At 60.2% G+C, this 20121-nt stretch carries 18 protein-coding genes; 4 read left to right on the top strand and 14 right to left on the bottom strand.

The genetic code is table 11. The annotated features are described in order from the left end of the window. Position 1: 1 nt before the first annotated feature. From FJ940_RS19515 to cyoA, 11 genes are all read right to left on the bottom strand, one after another. Positions 2 to 607 (bottom strand): cytochrome c oxidase subunit 3, encoded by a 606-nt coding sequence (locus FJ940_RS19515; RefSeq protein ID WP_140500655.1) that lies wholly within the window; start codon positions 605 to 607, stop codon positions 2 to 4. After that, positions 604 to 2574: a cytochrome c oxidase subunit I gene (gene ctaD, locus FJ940_RS19510; RefSeq protein WP_140657560.1), complete on the bottom strand. Its 1971-nt coding sequence runs from the start codon at positions 2572 to 2574 to the stop codon at positions 604 to 606. The genes FJ940_RS19515 and ctaD overlap by 4 nt, the downstream gene beginning before the upstream one ends. Continuing rightward, a complete protein-coding gene (gene coxB / locus FJ940_RS19505) occupies positions 2571 to 3584 on the bottom strand; it encodes a cytochrome c oxidase subunit II (protein ID WP_140559928.1) in 1014 nt (337 codons plus the stop codon). Before coxB ends, ctaD begins: the two co-directional genes overlap by 4 nt. Continuing rightward, on the bottom strand, positions 3581 to 4114 hold the full coding sequence (locus FJ940_RS19500; RefSeq protein ID WP_140657558.1) for a c-type cytochrome: 534 nt from the start codon (positions 4112 to 4114) through the stop codon (positions 3581 to 3583). Before FJ940_RS19500 ends, coxB begins: the two co-directional genes overlap by 4 nt. Beyond that, positions 4111 to 4911 carry a substrate-binding domain-containing protein gene (locus FJ940_RS19495; protein ID WP_281405882.1) on the bottom strand — a complete coding sequence of 267 codons (801 nt, stop codon included), beginning with the start codon at positions 4909 to 4911 and terminating at the stop codon, positions 4111 to 4113. The genes FJ940_RS19500 and FJ940_RS19495 overlap by 4 nt, the downstream gene beginning before the upstream one ends. Before the next feature lie 49 nt (positions 4912 to 4960). Then, positions 4961 to 6721 carry a methanol/ethanol family PQQ-dependent dehydrogenase gene (locus FJ940_RS19490; RefSeq protein ID WP_348641157.1) on the bottom strand — a complete coding sequence of 587 codons (1761 nt, stop codon included), beginning with the start codon at positions 6719 to 6721 and terminating at the stop codon, positions 4961 to 4963. A gap of 122 nt (positions 6722 to 6843) precedes the next feature. Next, entirely contained in the window at positions 6844 to 7680 is an 837-nt protein-coding gene (locus FJ940_RS19485) for a heme-binding protein (RefSeq protein WP_224718639.1), read from the bottom strand. A 315-nt stretch (positions 7681 to 7995) separates the two neighbouring features. Beyond that, positions 7996 to 8406 (bottom strand): cytochrome o ubiquinol oxidase subunit IV, encoded by a 411-nt coding sequence (gene cyoD / locus FJ940_RS19480; protein ID WP_140517457.1) that lies wholly within the window; start codon positions 8404 to 8406, stop codon positions 7996 to 7998. After that, the gene (cyoC, locus tag FJ940_RS19475) at positions 8403 to 9077 is read right to left on the bottom strand and encodes a cytochrome o ubiquinol oxidase subunit III (RefSeq protein ID WP_140657552.1); all 675 of its coding nucleotides are present in this window, start codon (positions 9075 to 9077) and stop codon (positions 8403 to 8405) included. Before cyoC ends, cyoD begins: the two co-directional genes overlap by 4 nt. Beyond that, entirely contained in the window at positions 9074 to 11077 is a 2004-nt protein-coding gene (cyoB, locus tag FJ940_RS19470; RefSeq protein ID WP_181167678.1) for a cytochrome o ubiquinol oxidase subunit I, read from the bottom strand. Before cyoB ends, cyoC begins: the two co-directional genes overlap by 4 nt. Before the next feature lie 2 nt (positions 11078 to 11079). After that, positions 11080 to 12141 (bottom strand): ubiquinol oxidase subunit II, encoded by a 1062-nt coding sequence (gene cyoA / locus FJ940_RS19465; protein WP_140565781.1) that lies wholly within the window; start codon positions 12139 to 12141, stop codon positions 11080 to 11082. Positions 12142 to 12620: 479 nt separating this feature from the next. Here cyoA and FJ940_RS19460 point away from each other — a divergent pair, with 479 nt between their 5' ends. From FJ940_RS19460 to FJ940_RS19445, 4 genes are all read left to right on the top strand, one after another. Beyond that, a complete protein-coding gene (locus tag FJ940_RS19460) occupies positions 12621 to 12926 on the top strand; it encodes a preprotein translocase subunit YajC (RefSeq protein ID WP_140500644.1) in 306 nt (101 codons plus the stop codon). A gap of 228 nt (positions 12927 to 13154) precedes the next feature. Then, positions 13155 to 14150, top strand: coding sequence for a YihY/virulence factor BrkB family protein (locus tag FJ940_RS19455; RefSeq protein ID WP_140657550.1), 996 nt, complete (start codon positions 13155 to 13157; stop codon positions 14148 to 14150). A gap of 137 nt (positions 14151 to 14287) precedes the next feature. Beyond that, a complete protein-coding gene (locus FJ940_RS19450; RefSeq protein WP_140517447.1) occupies positions 14288 to 15112 on the top strand; it encodes a Ku protein in 825 nt (274 codons plus the stop codon). 673 nt (positions 15113 to 15785) lie between these two features. Further along, on the top strand, positions 15786 to 16238 hold the full coding sequence (locus FJ940_RS19445) for a universal stress protein (protein WP_140499425.1): 453 nt from the start codon (positions 15786 to 15788) through the stop codon (positions 16236 to 16238). A gap of 137 nt (positions 16239 to 16375) precedes the next feature. Here FJ940_RS19445 and FJ940_RS29015 read toward each other — a convergent pair whose 3' ends face one another. From FJ940_RS29015 to FJ940_RS19430, 3 genes are all read right to left on the bottom strand, one after another. After that, the gene (locus FJ940_RS29015; RefSeq protein WP_281405883.1) at positions 16376 to 16957 is read right to left on the bottom strand and encodes a L,D-transpeptidase; all 582 of its coding nucleotides are present in this window, start codon (positions 16955 to 16957) and stop codon (positions 16376 to 16378) included. A 275-nt stretch (positions 16958 to 17232) separates the two neighbouring features. Continuing rightward, a complete protein-coding gene (locus tag FJ940_RS19435; protein ID WP_140521311.1) occupies positions 17233 to 18300 on the bottom strand; it encodes a helix-turn-helix domain-containing protein in 1068 nt (355 codons plus the stop codon). Between the two features lie 532 nt (positions 18301 to 18832). Further along, positions 18833 to 19903, bottom strand: coding sequence for an AraC family transcriptional regulator (locus FJ940_RS19430; RefSeq protein WP_140499421.1), 1071 nt, complete (start codon positions 19901 to 19903; stop codon positions 18833 to 18835). Positions 19904 to 20121 lie beyond the last annotated feature (218 nt).

Genomic DNA, 20121 nt, shown 5'->3' with positions numbered 1-20121 from the left:
GTCAGCCGAGCCTCGGTACCCAGTAGATCAGCAGATAGATCGGAAGCCAGGTTGCGACCACGAAATCCCAATAGAAAACATTGTCGCCGACGTCGCCGAAGCGTCGCCCGCTATAGCCATGGCGCGTGAACATCAGCACCGTCAGCACGATCGTATCGCCGACATCTGTTATCAGATGCGTGGTGTGGAGCCCGAGCAGCACCCAAAGCATCGAGCCGTAGGCGTTCGTATCCCAGTAAACGTTCAAGGCCGGAAACTCGAACCAGCGCACAAGGAGCGGGGCGAGGCCGAGCAGCGACATGACAACCAGTCCGATCCGCACCGGCACGATGGCGCATTGCTTGGCATAGCGATCGAGGATGTGGTTCGGCACCAGGCTGGCGATCAGCAGCAGCGTGACGATCGTTCCTGGCCAATGGTTCGGCTGCGGTGCACTCAACGGCCATTCAGGCCAAGAGACCGCCAAGTAGAGATAGGCGGCTGCGGCGAGCGCAAAGCCGGTGCCCTCCAGAGCCATGAAAGCGAGCGTGCCCCACCAGGTCGGGCTGCGCGGACCATGCCCAAAGGTGGGGAGACCGGAAACATCTGTGACGGGACGCTCGTTCATTCCTCGTCCTCCGGATCACCTTTTGGCCAGAACCAGCCGATCAAGGTGACGGCGATTGGCAGGGCGCCCCACACGATGGCCCAGGGGGTGAAGATCGAATAGAGAAACGTGCCGCCTACGGCGAACGCTGCAAAGAGCGGCCAGATCGACGGTGTCGCCGATTTCTCGCGAATGTCGGGATGGGCTTCAGCGACTGTCGAGACCAGCAGCTCGCGCGCGTCGACGCGAAGCCCGGTCGCTACGGGAAGAGCGTCGCGCTCGGCCCAGAGTGGCTCCGCGTTGGTGACGACCGGAATGCGCGCGAAATTATAGCTCGGCGGCGGCGAGGGCGTTGCCCATTCCAGGGTGCCGGCCTCCCAGGGATTGTTGCCTGCCGCTGCGCCTTTCAACGCGCCATGCACAAGATTGAAGGTGAACAGGACGAAACTCAGGAAGAAGACCACCGCGCCTGCTGTTATGAACAGGTTGATGTTCCCCCAGCCAAGCTCGGCCGGATAGGTGTAGACCCGTCGCGGCATGCCCCACAGCCCCACGATGTGCATCGGGAAAAAGGCGGCGTTGAAGCCAATGAAGGCCAGCCAGAAATGCAAGCGGCCCAGGCGCTCGCTCATCATTCGGCCGGTGATTTTAGGAAACCAGAAATAGGCCGCACCCAGCAGCGGGAATACCGATCCGCCGATCAGCACATAGTGGAAATGCGCGACGACGAAGTAGGTGTCGTGCACCTGCAGATCCAGCGGCACGGAGGCCAGCATGACGCCGGTGAGACCGCCGATGACGAAGATGAAGAAGAAGCCGAACACGAACAACATTGGCGTGCGGATCACCGGTCTGCCGTCCCACATCGTTGCCAGCCAGCAGAAGATCTGTACGCCGTTGGGAATAGCGATCATCATGCTGGAAGCGGTGAAGAAGCTGGCGCCGAGCTTGGGCAGGCCTGTCGCGAACATATGGTGGACCCACAGGCCAAAGGACAGGAAGCCGACCGCGATCAACGACAGAACCATGCCGAGATGGCCGAACACCGGTCGGCGGGCGAAAGCCGGGATGATCGAGGAGACCATGCCGGTCGCCGGCAGGAAGATGATGTAGACCTCGGGGTGACCGAAGAACCAGAACAGATGCTGGAACAGCAAGGCATCACCGCCTTCGGCCGGGTTGAAGATGTGTGTGCCGACCAGCCTGTCGAGGATCAGGAATGTCGAGGTGATCATCACCGCCGGCATTGCGAAGACGACGACAAAGGAGGTGACCAGCATCGCCCAGACGTATAGCGGGATCTTGTCCAGCGACATGCCGGGAGCACGCTGCTTCAAGATCGTGACGATCGTCGCCACTGCCACAGCCAGTGAAGACACCTCGGTATAGGTAATCATCTGCGCCCAGACGTCGGCGCGCTTGCCAGGGGCGAATTCGGGACCGGACAGCGGCACATAGGCGAACCAGCCGACGTCCGGCGCCATGTTGAGAGCGAAAGACACCCAGGCGAACAGGCCGCCCGAAACATAGACCCAGTAACTGAACGCATTCAGCCGCGGAAACGCAATGTTGCGGGTGCCGACCATCAGCGGCACGAGATAAATGCCGGTCGCCTGCACGATCGGTACCGCGAACAGGAACATCATCGTGACGCCGTGCATGGTAAACAGCTGGTTGTAGAGGTCCGGCCCGATCAGCCCACGCTGTGGTCCCGAGAGCTGAACACGCATAGCCACTGCGTTGAGCCCGCCCAGACACAGAAAGATAAAGGCAGTGATCAGATAGCGCCTGGCGATCACCTTGTGGTCGACGCTCGAAAGCGCGCCGACGATGCCGGGGGGCGTACGCCAGGTGCGCTCCAGCCGCCGCTGGAGGTCGGCTTCCTCCATGCCGGTATCGCGCGGTCCGTCATGCTCGGGAGCGAGATCTCCCTTTGCTTGGGCTTCCGCCCGCAGGTCGCGTCCGCTCGTCAGGTCGGCGCTGGTCATTTCAGCCCCTCGAGGTAAGCGACGATGGCATTGAGCTCGTCGCCATTGAGAGCCATTACAGGCATGTGGGAGCCGGGCTTGATGCCTTGCGGATCGGCGATCCAAGCGGCGAGATTGCCGCGGCTCATCGTCAGCGTTCCGGCTGCGAGAGTTTGCCGGCTGGCTATATGGGTAAGATCGGGCGCTACCGTGCCGCCTGCGGGTGTGCCGCCGATCCTGTGGCACATCACGCAGGGCCGCTGGAGGAAAAGATCCGCGCCGGCCTTGGCTTCGGCATTGGTCGGAGCGGCGGCAGGCCGCAACTGGTCGTCCAGCCAGGCATCGAACTGCGGCCGCGGCTCGGCAATGATGAAGGTGCCCATGTTGGCGTGCTGCGCGCCGCAGAACTCAGCACATTGACCACGATAGACGCCTGGCTTGTCAGCCCTGATGTCCAACACATTCATATGTCCGGGGATGAGGTCGAGCTTGCCGGCAAGGCTCGGCACCCAGAAGGAGTGGATTACGTCTGTTGAACTCAAAAGAAGCCGAACCGGCTCGCCGGCCGGAATATGGATCTCGTTCGCCGTCGTCAGGATGCGGCTTGGCTGAGCATTCTCGTAGCGCACTTCCCACCACCATTGGTGGCCGGTCACGCGGACCGTCAGCGCCTCGTCCGATCCGATCCCGGCAAGGGTCCGGTTGGCGAAGAAGCTCAGCAGGGTCAGCCCAATTAGGATCGCCGCAGTCACCCCAACCGCGGTCAAGACCACGCGCATTTTGCGATGTTCGGAAGCGAGGTCGAGCACGAGCGGATCTTTTCCTGTTCGAACTCGCTGGAACAGGGTGGCGACCAGCACGACCATCACCAGCATCCACACGGCCGCGCACAGGGCAGTGAAAAACCAGATCAACCAGGCGAGCTCGCCTGCGGCCGGGCCTTTCGGATCGAGAGCGGACTGCCAGCCGCTGCAACCTGAAAGCGCCAGGAGAGCGGCTGCGCAACTCGCTTTGGGAAAAAATCGTTTCACGGCGATTTCCCCAGCGTCGCGGCATCGGGGAGGCGATTTTCCGACGGATGGACCATCATGTCGTCGTTACGCTGCGGTGCGGCGGAGGAGGGGGCGTTGCCGCTCAGCGAACGTACGAAGGCTGCAAGCTCCCAAATCTGATCATCGGGTATCTTGTTTCGGAAGCTAGGCATGCCGTTAGGCCGCCCGTCCCGGATCGTTGCGTGGATACTCTCGATCGAGCTGCCGTAAACCCACTTCTCATCCATCAGCGCCGGTCCCATGCCGCCGCCGCCATTGGCATGGCACCCCGAGCAATTGAACCAGCTGAACAGGCGCTTGCCCTCGCTGAGATGAAAGGCGTTGGCCTCGAAGCTGGCAGCCTTGTTGTCGCTCGGGAGCGGCCTTTGGCCGCCTGGCTCCAGCGCAGTCACCGGCGTTGGCTGTTGGCCGGACCCAAGGGCCGATTGCGGACGTGTGTCGCGCTCTTCCCGCTGGCAAGCGGCAAGGGCCAGCATCGCCGACAAGAGCACGGTGAGGCTCCGCCTCATCGGTCCGCGCTCCCGCCGATATCAAGGCGCGGCACACCGTATCGGGCCAGGGTCGCGTCGATCTCAGCCTTGTGCTTGGCAAGGGCTGCATCCACTTCGTCGCGCAGCGCGTCGTCCCCGCGTCGGACGCCCATGGAGATGTCGTAGACCATTGGCAATTGAGGCCCGTCGATTCGAGGTGTCACGGGCGTGATGCGCAGCGGTGTCTTCTGCTTGGCGGCGAAATAACCGGCGAGCGGGCCCCAGACGACGGCAACATCGATCTCGCCGCTGGCCACCGCCTCGACAATGCGCGCGGGCGGGTTGGGAGCCGAATAGTCGCCATAGACTGGATAGCCGACGAGATGACCGACAATGCCGCGGCGGCCGAGTGCCTGGGCCGGTGGGGAGTTGGCCCCGTCATCGCCGATGAGCTGCACGCCGATGCGCAGAGTGCGCAGGCGTGGATCGTTGAAAGACGTGATCTCGGGACTGTCCCGCCGCGTCACGAAGACATAGGTCGAGCGGTAATAGGGAGCGGTGGCGCGGAGAATTTCGAGATTGGCGGGAGTGCCAGGTATGAGATCGCACAGGCCTGCCTTGAGCGTGTTGCGAACGAAACCGCGGCGTTGGGCCCACCAGGTATAGGAAAGTCTTGCATCCAGCTCTTTGGCGATGATCTGGGCAATCTTGTTTTCGAAGCCCTGTCCAGCGGCGTTGGAAAACGGCATGTTGTTAGGGTCGGCACATACCTTGAGTTCACGTGCGTCGGCGGCAACCGCGAAGAGCAGCGAGGCAAACGCTACCACCGCGGCCACAAGACGCCCGTTCGCCTCGCGTCTTCGAACTGCCTTCAACTCGAAAGCATCAGGGGAGCCGGAACACATAGAGCGTGCCTCCCGCCGTGGTCGCGTTCTTCAGGTCTTTCATCGCATTGACGAAGCCGAGCGCGGCGGTAGCGTCGCGCGGGTCGAGGTCGCCCGATACGATCGCGCCGGCCCAACCGCCGACGCCCGACAGGATCGCGACGTATTGGTGCCCGTCGGGGCCGCGATAGGTGACCGGCTGGCCGATGATCCCGGACGAGGTCTTGAACTGCCAAAGCAATTCCCCTGTCCTTGCGCTCACAGCTTTGAACCAGCCCTCCATTGTGCCGTAGAACACGACGTTGCCGGCGGTGGCGACCGCGCCACTCCACACCGGAAAATTCTCTTTAAGGTTCCAAGCCGGCTTTGCGGCCGCGATGTCCCAGGCGGTGAAGGCACCGCGGTTGCCACCCGGGCCCGGGATCATGCGCACATTCATGCCGACATAGGGGGTGCCGGCGATGTAGTTCACCTCGAGGCCTTCTTCGTCCATGCACAGATTGTTGTGTGGGATGTAGAGCAGTCCTGTCTTCGGCGAGAACGCAGATGGCTGCCAATCCTTGAGCCCGGATGCTGTCGGGCAGATATCCCGGATCACCCTGCCGGTGCCGGTTTTCTTGTCCGGGTTTTCGATCAGGCGCCCGGTTTTCAGATCGACGCCCTTGCTGGAATTGACGGCCCCATAGGGTGTCGCTGACAGGACTTCCCCGGTGGTCCGATCCAGAATGTAGAGATAGCCGTTGCGCTCCGGGCGGACGAGCACTTTGCGCGGCTTACCCTGCCAATTCATATCGAGCAGGATCTGCTCGTTGATGCCGTCGTAGTCGTGCAGGTCGTGCGGGCTCCATTGGTAGAACCATTTCGCGGCTCCGGTATCGGGATCGCGCGCGAAAATCCCGGAGGTCCATTTGTTGTCGCCGGGCCGAAGGTCCGGATTCCACGGCCCTGGATTGCCGGTCCCGTGATAGATCAAGTTGAGGTCCGGATCGTAAGAGATCCAGCCCCACATGTTGCCGCCGCCGATCTTCCAGGCTTCCGGCGGCCATGTGGTCACGCCAAGGTCCTTGCCCTTGTCCATGTCGTAATGCGGCTTGAAATCCCGCCCGATCAGCACGTCCTTGTCCGGTCCGGTGCCGTAAGCCGTCCAGACGACATGTCCGTCGCCCGCGTCCAGCGCCTTGACCCAGCCGCGCACACCCATCTCGCCGCCGGAATTGCCGACCAGCACTTTGCCCTTCACCACAAGCGGCGCCATGGTTATGGTCTCGCCGATATTGATGTTGCCGACATGCGCGTTCCACACCGGTTGGCCAGTGGCGGCATCCAGCGCGATCGTGTGACCATCCAGCGTGTTGAAGAAGAGGCGCCCGTCGGCGAAGACCGCACCGCGGTTGACCACGTCGCAGCAGGCAACGCCCTGCGCGGCAGGCTCAGGATTTGGCTCGTACTTCCATTTCATCGGCGCGCCCGGTTTGGAAAGATCGAGCGCGTAGACGATGTTTGGAAAAGGTGTCACGATATACATCGTGTTGCCGACGACGAGTGGCGCCGCTTCCTGACCCTTGTTCACTCCGGTCGAAAAAGTGAAGGCAACTTGAAGGTTCTTGACATTGTCCTCGTTAATGTCCGCCAGTTCGCTGTAGCGCGTCGAGGCATAATTCTTAGCCGGCATTGTCCATTGGCCGTCATCAGGTGGCGCGGCCGCGGCGGGCGGTGTGATGGCGGGTGTCACCGCGGACTGCGCGGCCGCGGCGTTCAGCAATGAGCAGCCTGCGGCCAGCACTAGCCACTTCAACGGCCTAAAGTCGAAACCGCGGCCCCTTTCCGCTCCTCGGCCGTCTGGTGTCGCAGATGCGTATTTCCACGCCACTTTCAGAGATCCCCTCATTTGCGGATCGAACCTCCCACTCCGGCGCCGAGTTCGGCCGCGACGTCCGCCTCGGTTCCCGCGCACAACGGATGACCCCAGCCGGAGGCGCTCTTTCCGCCAGGATCGAGATCGTAGACGATGGCGTCCTTGGCGTTGGGGTTGACGCCCGCCGGAACCTTGTCCAGGCCCAGGGCCGCACGCAGGCGCCAAGCGACATTGTGATCGGCGCAGGAGGAGTCGCCGCTGATGCCAAGCCCGCCGACAATCGTTTTGCCGTCGTAGAGAGCAAGGCCGCCGCCAAATGCCACGACGCCGCCGATCGGCTTGCCAATCAGCGGATCGCTCGCACTCCCAAAGGTCTTGCTGTCGCCGGCATAAGCGGCTGCCTGGTTGACAGGATTGGTAAGCTGCAAGCCGAACAAGGGGCCACCCGGCTGAACAGAAGCATATAGATTCGCCGTCGAGAGAGCCATCTGGGCAACGCTGAGCCCGTTGGCCGTGCTGGCCTTTTCGGCTGCGATCAGCCGGCTGCCGGGCCACTGCGCATCGCTGGTGGGGCCGCTGAAAGCAACGGCGCAAACTGTCCCGTCACGCGTAACGATCGCCGCCCATTCATTGGTCTCGAAGCCGCCATTGGCGGGGCCTCCGCTTGCTTTGACGTTTGCCTTGAGGGCAGCCAGGAGCTTGGCGTGGTCGGCGGGGCAGGGTAGCTGTGCCCAGGCCCTGCTTTGCAGCAATGCACAATTAACGAGTACCAGGAGGCTGAAAGCCAGGGAGGAAAGCTGTGGGCGACCCATGATCCGGAGCATTCGTTGAACACAATGTGGAAAGTGGGAGCGCTCACAGAGCAAGGAATCCTCGCCCGATCCCTTGGCAAACTGAGCTATGTTCCCACACTTTCAATGGAACTCGGACGAGGGCCCTATGTTCCTAGTTCCTGAAATTATGATGGAAGGCACAGACGTTGCGACCATGGGCAGCAGTTCATTCTGCCGCCGACCGTGAGCGGGCCGATATAGACATTGCCGGGCCAAACAGCTCGACCAGCTCCTCACCGCTCTCCGCACCTATGGATTTTCGACGCCTGAAAGTGCAGACGCTATGCGCAAGGTAACCGAACCGACGGACAGGCGGTTTTGCGCCCAGGCCACAGACCTGGAACCGCATTATGGCATCATGTGAGCCTGATGCGCATCCATCGCTCCCATGTTCTGGCTGAGATGGTTCATGATCCACACCGAGCCCAAAACGACCAAGGTCACGATCAGCACACCGAAAGCGAGCGCGAGCACGTTGTTGGTGTTGTCAGGTCCTGTCGTCAGGTGCAGGAAGAAGACGAGATGGACGCCCATTTGTGCGATGGCAAGCACCGTCAGGGCCGAGATCACGGCCGGCTGGTAAATTAGATCGGTTTGTGCCGCAATGAAGGACGCCACTGACAACAGGATTGCCAGGCCAAAGCCCAGCAGATAGCCGGAAAGGCCTCCCGCCACCTCGTGTTCCTCGCTGCGTTCTTCGCCTGGTGCGGAATCGCGGCGGTCAAGCATGTCCTCGTTCCGGCTGTCCATTTCGCTCATGATGACGCTCCCAGCAGATAGACCAGGGTGAAGATGGCGATCCAGATAATGTCCAGCGCGTGCCAGAACAGGCTGAAGCAGTGAAGCCGGCGCAATATGTCGGGACGAAAGCCTTTTATCCAGAGCTGCGCCATCATGGTGCTGAGCCAAAGCAGGCCAAGTCCAACATGGGTTCCGTGGCAGCCCACAAGGGCGAAGAACGCGGACAGGAAGGCGCTGCGTGATGGGCCCGCCTGCTCATTCACCATGGCCGCGAATTCCTGCACCTCCAGGAACAGGAAGGCTGCACCAAGCAGGCCGGTCACCAGCAACCAGAACTGGGCGGCGGCCATTGACCGGCGGTGGGTCGCGAGCATCGCAAGGCCGCCGGTGAAGCTCGAGGTGAGCAGCAGCGCCGTCTGTGCCGCGACGCGCGTCAACTCAAACAGCTCCTTGCCTGTTGGCCCGCCCGCCGCCGAATTGGACAGGACGGCATACGCGGCGAAGAAAGCCGAGAACATTATGATGTCCGACAACAGGAAGATCCAAAAGCCGTAGGCAACCGTGACGAACTTCGAGGCCGGGCCTCCCTCGCCGTGGCCGGTCGCCGAGAATACGTGATGGCCATGCCCTGCGGTGCGGCCCAGCCGGTAGGGATCGCGCGTTGCGGTGCCGGCGGGGATGTCGCTCATGCCACACGCTCGCGTCTACGCATCCAGGCAAGCTGGGCTGCCTTGCGGTCAAGATCGATGCGGCCGACCTCGTCGGCAGGGATCTCGTAATCGCCATGCTCGCGCCAGGCGAATACAACGAAGGTGGCATAGGCCCCGATGAAGCCGACAACCGCCAACCACCAGATGTGCCAGATGAGCGCGAAGCCAATCAGAGTGCTGAAGAAGGCGGTGACGAAGCCTGTGGGGCTATTGCGCGGCATCTCGATCGCCTCGTAGTCCTCTTCGGTCTCCTGACTCTGCTCGTCCATTGCCCTTTGCTTGATGGTCCAGTAGGGCTCCTCGTTTTCGACATGCGGCAGCCGCGCGTAGTTGAAGACGGGCGGCGGCGAGGATGTCGACCATTCCAGCGAGCGCCCGTCCCAAGGGTCGCCGGTCTCGTCGCGCAACTCGTCGCGATGCCTGATCGAGACGACGAGCTGCGTGATCTGGCATGCGGCGCCGACGATCATCACCACGATTCCGAAGGCCGCCACGACAAGCCACGGCGCCCACATATCCATGTCGATATGCTGAAGGCGGCGGGTCATGCCGAGAAGGCCGACGATATAGAGCGGCACGAACACCAGAATGTAGCCGGCAAGCGTGACCCAGAACGCCGCCTTGCCCCAACCCTCATGCAGCCGGAACCCGAAGGCTTTCGGGAACCAGTAGGTGAAGCCGGCAAAGGCCGCGAACAGCACGCCCGAGATGATGACGTTGTGAAAATGCGCCACGAGAAAGAGCGAATTGTGCAGCATGAAATCGGCCGGCGGAACGGCGAGCAGCACGCCGGTCATGCCGCCGATGATGAAAGTGGTGACAAAGCCCAGCGCCCACAGCATTGGCGTTTCGAAGCGCACGCGCCCGCCATACATGGTGAAGAGCCAGTTGTAGATCTTGACCCCGGTGCCGACGGCGATAACCGAGGTGGCGATGCCGAAAGCCGCATTGACATCAGCGCCGGCGCCCATGGTGAAGAAGTGGTGCAGCCAGACCATGAAGGAGACGATGCAGATGAACATCGTCGCCGCAACCATCGAACGATAGCCGAACAGCGGTTTCGACGAGAAGGTCGAGAAGATCTCCGAATAGATCCCGAAGGCGGGAAGCACGAGGATGTAGACCTCGGGGTGACCCCAGGCCCAGATGAGATTGACGAACATCATCTGGTTACCGCCGGCTTCGTTGGTGAAAAAATGGAAGCCGAGATAACGGTCGAGGGTTAGCATGGCCAGGGTTGCGGTAAGGATAGGGAATGCGGCGACGATGAGCATGTTGGAGGCAAGCGAGGTCCAGCAGAACATCGGCATGCGCAGATAGCCCATGCCTGGCGCACGCATCTTGAGGATGGTGGTCGCCAGGTTGACGCCCGTGAGCAGGGTGCCGACGCCGGAGATCTGGATCGACCACAAATAGTAGTCGACGCCGACGCCTGGCGAGTAGGTCGTCTCCGACAGCGGCGCATAAGGCAGCCACCCGGTGCGCGCGAACTCGCCGACGACGAGCGAAATGTTGACAAGCAGCGCGCCGGTCGCGGTCAGCCAGAAGCTGACTGAGTTCAGCGTCGGGAAGGCGACGTCGCGGATGCCGAGCTGCAGCGGGATGACGAAATTCATCAGCCCAATGACAAAGGGCATCGCGGCGAAGAAGATCATGATCGTGCCGTGGGCCGAAAAGACCTGGTCGTAGTGCTCCGGCGGCAGGTATCCCGGCCCGTGGATGGCGAGCACCTGCTGGGTGCGCATCATGACGGCGTCAACGAAGCCGCGCAGAAGCATCAGCGCCGCCAGCACGATATACATGACGCCGATCCGCTTGTGGTCGACGGAGGTTATCCACTCATGCCAAAGATAAGGCCAGTAGCCTTTGATCGTTACCCAGATCAGAACGGCGGCGGCGGCCAGGAAGACGATCAGGGCCGCGCCGAGCGGAATAGGCTGGTCAAAGGGAACGGCCGACCAGTCGAGCTTGCCGAGCATCGTCATCCTCCTTCATCGTGCTGGTGAGCCATGGGCGGCGCTCCCGCCTTGGGCTCAGCTTTCGGGCTCACCTGCGGCTCTCCGGCGGCGGTTCCAGCCGGTCCCGGCCCCGGAGGTAGCGTCTGGTGCACGACCGCATCGAACAAGCCCGGCTGCACATGGCCGAACGAGGATGCCGGCGCGTTGATGCTTTGCCTGGCAAGCTGGCGATAGGCGCTGGCGTTGAGCACGCCGCCTCCGCCATGCAAGGAGGAGGCCCAACTGGCGAAGGCGTCAGCCGAGACTGCCCTGACACGGAAATTCATGTCCGAAAAGCCATCGCCACTGAAATGCGCCGACAGGCCGAAATACTCGCCCTCGCGATCAGCCTGCAGGTTGACCTCGGTCTGCATGCCGTTCATGGCATAGACCATGCTGCCGAGCTGGGGCACAAAGAAGGTGTTCATGACGCTGGCCGAGGTCAATCTGAAACGCACCGGCATGCCGGTTGGAATAACCAGCTGGTTGACCGTTCCGACACCTTGATCGGGATAGAGGAACAGCCACTTCCAGTCGAGCGCCACCACTTGGATTTCGAGTGGCGGCCGGCTGGAGTCGATCGGCTTGCGAGGATCGAGATGGTACGATCCATAATAGATCAAGCCACCGAGGAAGAGGATGGTCAGCGTCGGAATCGACCAGACGATGAGCTCGATCCGGCCGGAATAGGTGAACTCTGGATCATACCGAGCCCTGCGGTTCGAGGCACGGAATATCCAGGCGAAGGCAAGCAGCGCGACCAGCGTCGGAATGACGATGACCAGCATGACGGCCAGTGAGTTCAGGAGGATCGTGCGGTTCCCCGCGCCGACCGGTCCCTGCGGGTCGAGCACGCCTCCCGCGCAACCCGACAGGGTTACCGCCGCGAAAATCCAGAGAAGCGATAGGCCTCGACTACAACGGTGTAACACTGGAAAACATCTTAGCCAGCCGCCGTCCCGGGGATGAGTACCTGCATAACTGAGGCGCGGGCTGCTTGTTCCGCAAAGATGCGCTTTTGTCTCCAACGGCGAAGGGCGCTGCATCGAGATGACGGAGCGTCTCGCGCGCCCCATGCTCCGATCTCAACTTGTTCTACGTCAGCGTTACGGCAAGCTGGCGCCCGTGTGGTCGGCCTGCCTTGTCGGCCACGCAATTCGCCTCAACATTTCGCGAAAAGAGACTGCGCCTAACGTGCTGCAGGCTGGATGCTTCTCCTGCGGAAACGGACAGCAAATGTCCAACTCGGGGGTACCGCCGGTGCTACGGCGAACGCGAGCCCTACAAGATGCAACCCAACCTCGGGCGAGACGCCGTTGCGCGCTGGGACGTTTCGCGATCACGCAATATCGGTTGGCTTGGCTCTTAAAGGTTCCGCCCCCGTGTGCTCCTCCCCGGCGAGCTGTTGAGCCCGCGGCTCGCGATCCGCGTCGGCACGTCTCCGATTGCCTGCTATGTAGGTGCGATTTCAGGCAACCAACTCGAGCTGCCAGCATTGATTTGTGATAGTCTCGGGAGAAATGCCATGCTGCAATTCAACCTGCCTCGAGAAGTTGCAATCGGTGATGAAGTTGCCCTGACGAGTACGGTCATGGACATGCTTCCCAGTGGGCGCGCCAGGGTGAGCATCCCCTCCTATGATCGTCCTTATGCGATCGATGCGCCCCCCAGAACTCACGTCGGAGACAAAGTCGTTCTTGTTGGGGACGTCACTCGGGTCGATCCTGAAACCAACAAGCTGAGCGTACGGATTGACTGTGGCGGGGTGGTTACCGTCCACAAATCGGCGATCATAAGGCTCAAGAAAAATTGCGCGGCCCGAAATGGCTGACGCATCACCCTGCGACGTAAGGCTCGCCAACGAGGCCGAGCTCGCGGGATGGGATTATCCACGCCATCTCACCGCGCCAGCCTTACCGACGGGCTGCGCTCGATGAAGCTTGACCCCAACCCGCGCGCTGTATCGGCTACGGGAAGCCCTGTGCGACGAGCCGTGACAGGCATGATCGAGATAGGTCGCGACGCTCCGCGTCCCATATGGCGTGACTGGTGAGGGGAGATGCCACACTGGGTTCGCGGTACCTGGATTCTCTTGAAGGACGCCGTCACCGGCTTCATCGACGATAATGCGTTGAGCCACGGGGCGGCGGTGGCTTTCTACGCCACGACATCGCTGGCGCCGATCCTTCTGATCGTCGTGGCGATCGCCGGTCTGGCCGTGGGCAAGGATGCGGCCCAGCTCGCCCTGTCAGCGGAGATATCCGGCGCGATGGGCGCGCAGAGTGCCGATCTGCTCAAGGCGACGATCGAGACGGCTTCGCACAGATGGTCCGGGACGCTTGCCACGCTCATCGGATTGGTGACGCTCTTCTTCACTGCCTCCGGTGTTTTCGGTGAGATGCAACAGTCGTTGAACGAGATCTGGAAGGTAAAAGCCGACGGCCTGTCGCTTTCGCGCCTGGTGCGGGCGCGGGCGGCAAGCCTCGGCCTGGTTGCCGCGTTGGGCTTCATGCTGCTGGTATCGCTGGCGGCAAGCGCAGCGATCACCGCGCTGAGCGATGTCATCAATCACCACCTGCCGTTCGGCGAACTGGTGCTCGGCACCGTCAACACCGTTGTCTCTTTCTTGCTAATTGGGCTGCTCTTCGCCGCGATCTACAAGGTCTTGCCGGATCGCACGCTCAAATGGCGCGATGTTGCCGTCGGTTCGGTGGTTACTGCGTTGCTGTTCACCATCGGCAAGTCGCTGATCGGCTGGTATATCGGCACCAGCGCGATAGCGACTTCCTACGGAGCGGCAGGCGCGCTTATGGTGGTGCTGCTTTGGGTCTATTATTCAGCGCAGATATTCCTCTTCGGTGCAGAAATTACGCGCGCTTACTCGGTCAGGCGCGGAAGCCGGCCAGACCTTGCGCCGGCAGTGGCGTTGAGCGGCGACAAGATAGACACGCCGCGCCGGCCTGAGGTGCATGACGGCGAGATCGCCGCATGGATTGTGGTAAGCAGCCTGATCACCGCGCTGCTCTCGCATTTGTCGCGGCGAAAGCAGGATTGACGCCGCGCGGGGGCACCGTTGGCATGGAAAGCCGCACCATCCGTGATGCGATCGCGTGCGTCGATGCTGATCAGGCGGGCGGAACGGAACGATCCGGCTGACGTTTGTGCCAAGGATCGGCGCGACAGGAGGACTGCATGGCGGCCCCACGAGCAGTTTGGAAAGGGTTTCTGAAAGTCGGGTCCGTGTCGTGCGGAGTGAAGCTTGTGGGTGCAACCAGTGAGGCATCGAAAATCCACTTCAAGATTTTGAATCGGAAAGATGGATTGCCCGTCAAGGCTGCCTATGTTGACGAAGAGACGGGCGATGTCGTCGATAGCGAAAACCAAGTCAAAGGCTACGAGGCAGACGCGGGCGATTTCATCAAGGTCGAACCGGACGAGATCAAAAAGCTAAAGATGACGTCTGAGCACACGCTTGAGGTCGACGAGTTTGTCGCCATCAAGGATATCGATACGCGCTACCTGGAAAAGCCTTATTACCTGATCCCTGCCGACGGTGCTTCCACCGAGGCCTTCTCCGTGCTGCGCGAAGCGATGGCCAAGAAGGGCGTGGCGGCGCGGTCCTGCGTGGTGCTGTACCAACGCGGGCGCGAAGTCGTGATACAGCCATATGGCAAGGGAATGCTGCTTACCGAGTTGCGGACCCATGACGAGATGATCTCGGAAGAGACCGTATTCAAAGACCTGGAAAGCCATGAATATGACCAGGAACTGCTCGAAATCGCAGGCCTGCTGATCGACAAAAAAGTGACCAAGTTTGATCCGTCGAAATTTGAAGACACCTACGAGGATGCGCTCATCGCGTTGATCGACGCAAAACGCAAGGGCAAGCAGCCGCCCAAACCGGTGCCCCCGCCCAAGGAGAACGTTATCGATCTGGCGTCGGTTCTCCGCAAGAGTCTCGCCAAGGAAGGCATCAAGGACCGCCCCAAAGCCAAAGCCGGACGCAAATCGGCATAGTCGCGGATCTGGTTGTCTGCTTTCTTCGAATTATGACCGAAAACGATCCTGTGCCGGGATCAGAAAAGATCGATTGGTCGCTCGGGCTCGGGGCTTCCGCCCGAGTCATTCGCGCGGTGCAGGGGCGCGTCGCCTTTAACCCCAAGATGCACGTCCCATCGACTGCGAAAAGGCGGGCTTTGCAGACAGGCGGTGACGGCTGCCGCCCCTCCAGTCAATAATGTGCTTCTTTTCACATGGAGATACTCACCGAAAGATACATTGATCAAATCATATTGTTCGATTTTGGGGTCGAAAGGGGAATCGCCAACATATGCACGTCGCAATAAGGAGAATTGGACGAGATGCAATTCATTGGGATAAATTGCACATAACGCAATGACTCGATGAATTGTAGGTTGAGCGGGCAACAAAGGCATTGCGAACATCTGTCGTCTTGTCTGTGATTTAACCATAGCTGGTACACGAAAAGGCAATTGGTGATCGCCGGGCCGGGCTAGCGCTATTCCTCCGCGGTTTGGAGATGGTGCGTCCGCTCCCGAATGTGCCCAGCGTCGCGATACAAGCGGCGTGAGTTGGATGTCCAAGAGAGGGCTTGCAGTGCACCAACGTGCATATCTCGACGAGTGTTGGTGTTGCCGGAACCGTGGTCGACCAGGCAGGGAGAACTCAGATGTACACTCATATCCTCGTGAGCACGGATGGCTCCGACGTCGCCAGGAAGGGCGTTGAGCAGGGGATAGCCCTGGCGAAAGCCTTGGCTGCCAAGGCGACAGTTGTCACGGTCACGGAGCCAATGCTGATTGACTATGGAACCGGATTTACCTCCGGGTCTATTCCTTCGCAGGAGGAGGTTGATAGTTTTGAGGCCGCGAGCAAGGAATTCGCAGGGCAAGTCCTCGATCAAGTCAGGGAGGCAGCCGACCGGATGGGGGTTTCCGCAGAATTTCTACATGTCCCGGATACCTACCCGGCCAAGGCGATTATCGACACCGCCAAGTCACGAGGCTGCGACCTGATTGTGATGGCTTCCCATGGCCGTCGTGGCATCAGAAAGCTTTTGCTGGGAAGCCAGACGTCGGAGGTTCTCGCGGATGGAAGTGTGCCTGTATTGGTCGTGCGGTAGCCAAACGAAACCGGAGAAGCGCCGGCTTCCTCTGCGCTCAAGCTTCCGGAGAGACGGTGTCCTGTGACGAGGATGTCTCCACGCGTCGGCCTCGGCATTTAGAGGTGCCGCGCAATGGCATTCATGATTGCCGCAGGCTAGACAACGATAACGCGCGCGCCGTTGCGCACCGTTCCGAAGAGTTCAAAAATATGCTCGTTCAACATCCTGATGCAGCCGGATGATGCAGCTTTTCCAATGGTCCACGGCTCATTGGTCCCATGAATGCGATACAGCGTGTCCTGGCCATTGCGATACAGATACAGCGCCCGGGCGCCGAGAGGATTGTTTGGGCCTCCCGGAACGCGCTGCGGCAAGCTCGGATTACGGCGTCGCATGTTGGCGGTGGGGGTCCAGGTCGGCCATTGGGCTCTTCGTTCAACGATGGCTTCTCCACCCCATCGCTGTCCATCCCGACCGACAGCGATGCCGAAGCGGATCGCCCTGCCTGCGTCTTCGACATAGTACAGGAAGCGCTCCTGCTTGTTGATTAGGATTGTTCCGGCGGTTTCCCTACCCAAGTAAGGCACTGTTTGCCGACGGAATTGCCGGGGGATGCGCGTCTTGTCTACGAGAGGGATGTCAAAAGGCTTATCTGGAATTCTCCCGATATACCAACTCTTTTGGGAAGCTTCCGCATGCCCGGACAGCGCCAGAAATGATATTCCCCCAACGATCACGGATCGTCTGCTCAAAGAATTCACCAAATGAACCTCCGAAATTTAATGACTTCTTGGCTGGTATTTTATGAGCTTCGATGAGCCTGCGCTATCGGGACCAACACTTCTGACATCGGCCTCTCCGCTGAGGGTGCAATCTCTTATGTCATACGAGCGCCTCGTCAGACTGCGTGGTGTTCCCGGCGGGCAGTTCGAACCGGCGCCCAATCTCCAGCTTCGCCAAGGAATGGGTTCACTCTTGTCTTCGACAAGATTACCTCAGCCGAAGACTCCAATCACGTAGTCGAAAGCTGATGGCTGAGAAGGCAATTGTTGGCCAGGAGGCTGTTCAGAGAAGGTTTGCCGTTGTTCGACCGCTCCGCCAACGGAGGGTGCTTGAGGCCCAGCCAGCCCGCCTCCCGCGCCTCTTTGGGCGAGATTCCGAACTCGCGCCTGAATGTCCGGCTATATGTCGAGGGATCCATGAAGCCCCACTCCTCCGCAATGCTCGAAATCGGGCGTCCATCCGCGATGTTTCCGAGCGCGTCCCTCGTTTTCAGCAGCCGCTGTCGCCGGATATAGTGCGAGATTCCTCCGGCTGGTTCGAAAATCCGATAAAGTCGAGAGCGTGAAATGCCGAGGTCTTGCGAGAGCTTTCCCGGTGTCAGATTCCGGTCGGCCAGATTGGCTATTATGATCTTGTTCGCGCGGGCCATGATGACCGCGTCGATCGGCTCCTGTGCTTCGAAAAAGTGATCCCGGGACGGGGAAATGCACGCGGCAAGCAGGCTGGTGGTCGCCGATGCGACATACGGGACGTCGCTTTCCGTGCGATGGGGGAAGGAATGATAGAGCAGCAGAACATAGTCGGCGACGAATGCGGCCATCTCGGGCCGGATATCGAGCGTGAAGGGTTGCGAGAAGGCGAAATCCCGCGGAAGGAATAGCGCAAGGACACCGTCATCCTCACCCTGGTCTTCATGGGGTGCACCCAGGCATTGCCAGCGCAGCTGTCCCATTCTTGGCGTGCCGCCGCCCGCGGGGATTGTCTGGGGCACCGAAAGAGCCCAGTGGTCGAACACCGGACTCTTTCTGCTGCGCCACCGCCGACGGTACCCCATCCCGGGATATTCGATGAAAGCCAGCACGAGGCTCTCCAACCGCCACGCCCGCTCGCGCGCAGAGAACGAGCCGAACTCGTCTCGCAGCAATTCGACGTCGGCTATATTTGAGTGCCAACTCCGGAAAAGGTCGAATTGCTCGGGCGGTGGCGCCTGCGAGGTATCAACGTCTACGACGCATCTTAGAGGTTCTGGGGTCCCGATCGTTTCGCTTTCGCTGACAATTGATGGCTTGTCTTGCATTGAGGCAAACTCATTGCTTGAAAGAGGGTGACGGCAACCCCATGGAATTCTCGATCAAGAGACCAGACGTATCGGGCTCATCCCCGGCGGATGTAGCCGCGGCGAGATCGAGGTTATGGGACTTGAAATCCCGACACCCGCACCTGCTTGGGTGGTATAGAACCAGTCGACAAGAACATCTCGCCCAGCCAGCAGAATCGATGATGTGCGGATGTCGGCAGCGTGTATGGCAACTGCTCCAGCGATCGGCTCGCCAAGAGTATCGCTTCGTACTGTTACCTCCATCACAAGCTCCTATCGAGCTAGTAGTTCAACAATGAACGATGTGCTTTTCGCAAGGAGACGGTCCTGACAATTAAAAACCCAGAGTGGAGTTATCGAAAATCGTGATGCTAATGACGAGGACACGGCCGAGCTTAAACGGTCATCGATTTTTGAAAAATATGCGAGGAATCCATAATATGGGTTTGACGTATATTTCTTGTAGCTTGTGGGATGATCTCCAGGCGCCCCGACCTCTGCCAGGAATCCGTCACTGTCTTGAAGAAAGGGACAATCCCAATGAATTGTTGATCAGAAGGTTGCTCAGGATGCCAGCATCCGCGAGGGGCTCATCCACAGTCAGCCAGGTCGAATGCTTGACGCCCTGCCACCCGAGTTCGCGCGCTTCCCTTGGAGAGATGCCGAACTCTGTTTTGAACATCCGGCTGTAGGTAGACGGATCTTGGAAGCCCCATACTTCGGCAATGCTGGAGATCGTTCGCCTGTCCGAACTGTCCGCTAGAGCGTCGCGCGTTTTCAGCAGCCGCTTGCGCCGCACATAGTTGGACACACCGCCCACCGGCTCGAAAATCCGGTAGAGACGGGAGCGTGAGACACCGACCGCGCGGCAGAGTTTGTTGGGCGTCAAGTCGGGATCGCTCAACCTCTCTGCGATACGCTTGGCAATCCGAGCGGCAGACACCGCGTTCACAGGCCCTTGCGCCTCTGCCAAATGATCTTTTGTCGGCATAAGAGCAGCCGCGGAAATGTTGGCAGTCGCGGTGACGATATGGGGCAGATCCGCTTCTCTCAAATGAGGAAGTGAGCGGTGCAGCAGAACGGCGTAGTGCGCAAGAAAATCCAGTGCCTCGTCGCTGGCTTCGATTTTCGATGATCTGGTTGCCGGCCATGTGCGGGGCAGAAACAGTGTGATGAACAGATCATCGTTGCTCACTCCAACATCGGGCAAGGCCAGACACCTCATGCGGGGCCGACGAGATATCATCTCGCCGGCAGCAGACTGCGAGAACGGCACGGACAGCATCCAGTGATCCAACAGGGACCGTCTGCGATGTTCCCATTGTATCTCGTAGCCGGAGCCTGGGATTTCGATGGAACTCAACGCCAGATCGCCCAACTGCCATACCTGATGACGAGCCGGGAACACGGCGTGCTCGGCCCGAAGAAGCTGTATTTCGGCAACCCCAGCAAACCATGATCGATAGAAATCAAACTGTTCGGCTGGGGGTGCCGACAAGCTATTTACGTCGATGGCGCATCTTAGAGGCTCATCCGCAAAAGGGTCGGTGGGAATGCCGGCAGCGGTTACTCTCGCGTCCATAACAAACTCCTGTCGTACATGAGACGCCGAAGTATAGGCAGCTCAAGAGGTCGGCAGGCCGTTTCCCGCAAGGAAACCGACAATAAAACACACCCTCAACCTGCCGCCGCGGATGAGATTGATTTTGAGGCAATCTTAAGCCGGAGATGCTCCCCTAGAGTGGGCTAGGAATCCCAAACGTAGACAATGCGTTTATTTCTCGTGGAAGCTGGGACAGC

This window comes from Mesorhizobium sp. B2-3-7 (assembly GCF_006442695.1).
In the GTDB taxonomy this organism is placed as follows: Bacteria; Pseudomonadota; Alphaproteobacteria; order Rhizobiales; family Rhizobiaceae; genus Mesorhizobium.
The sequence above is the reverse complement of the archived record's forward strand: the minus strand, read 5'-3'. Positions and strand labels throughout refer to the sequence as shown.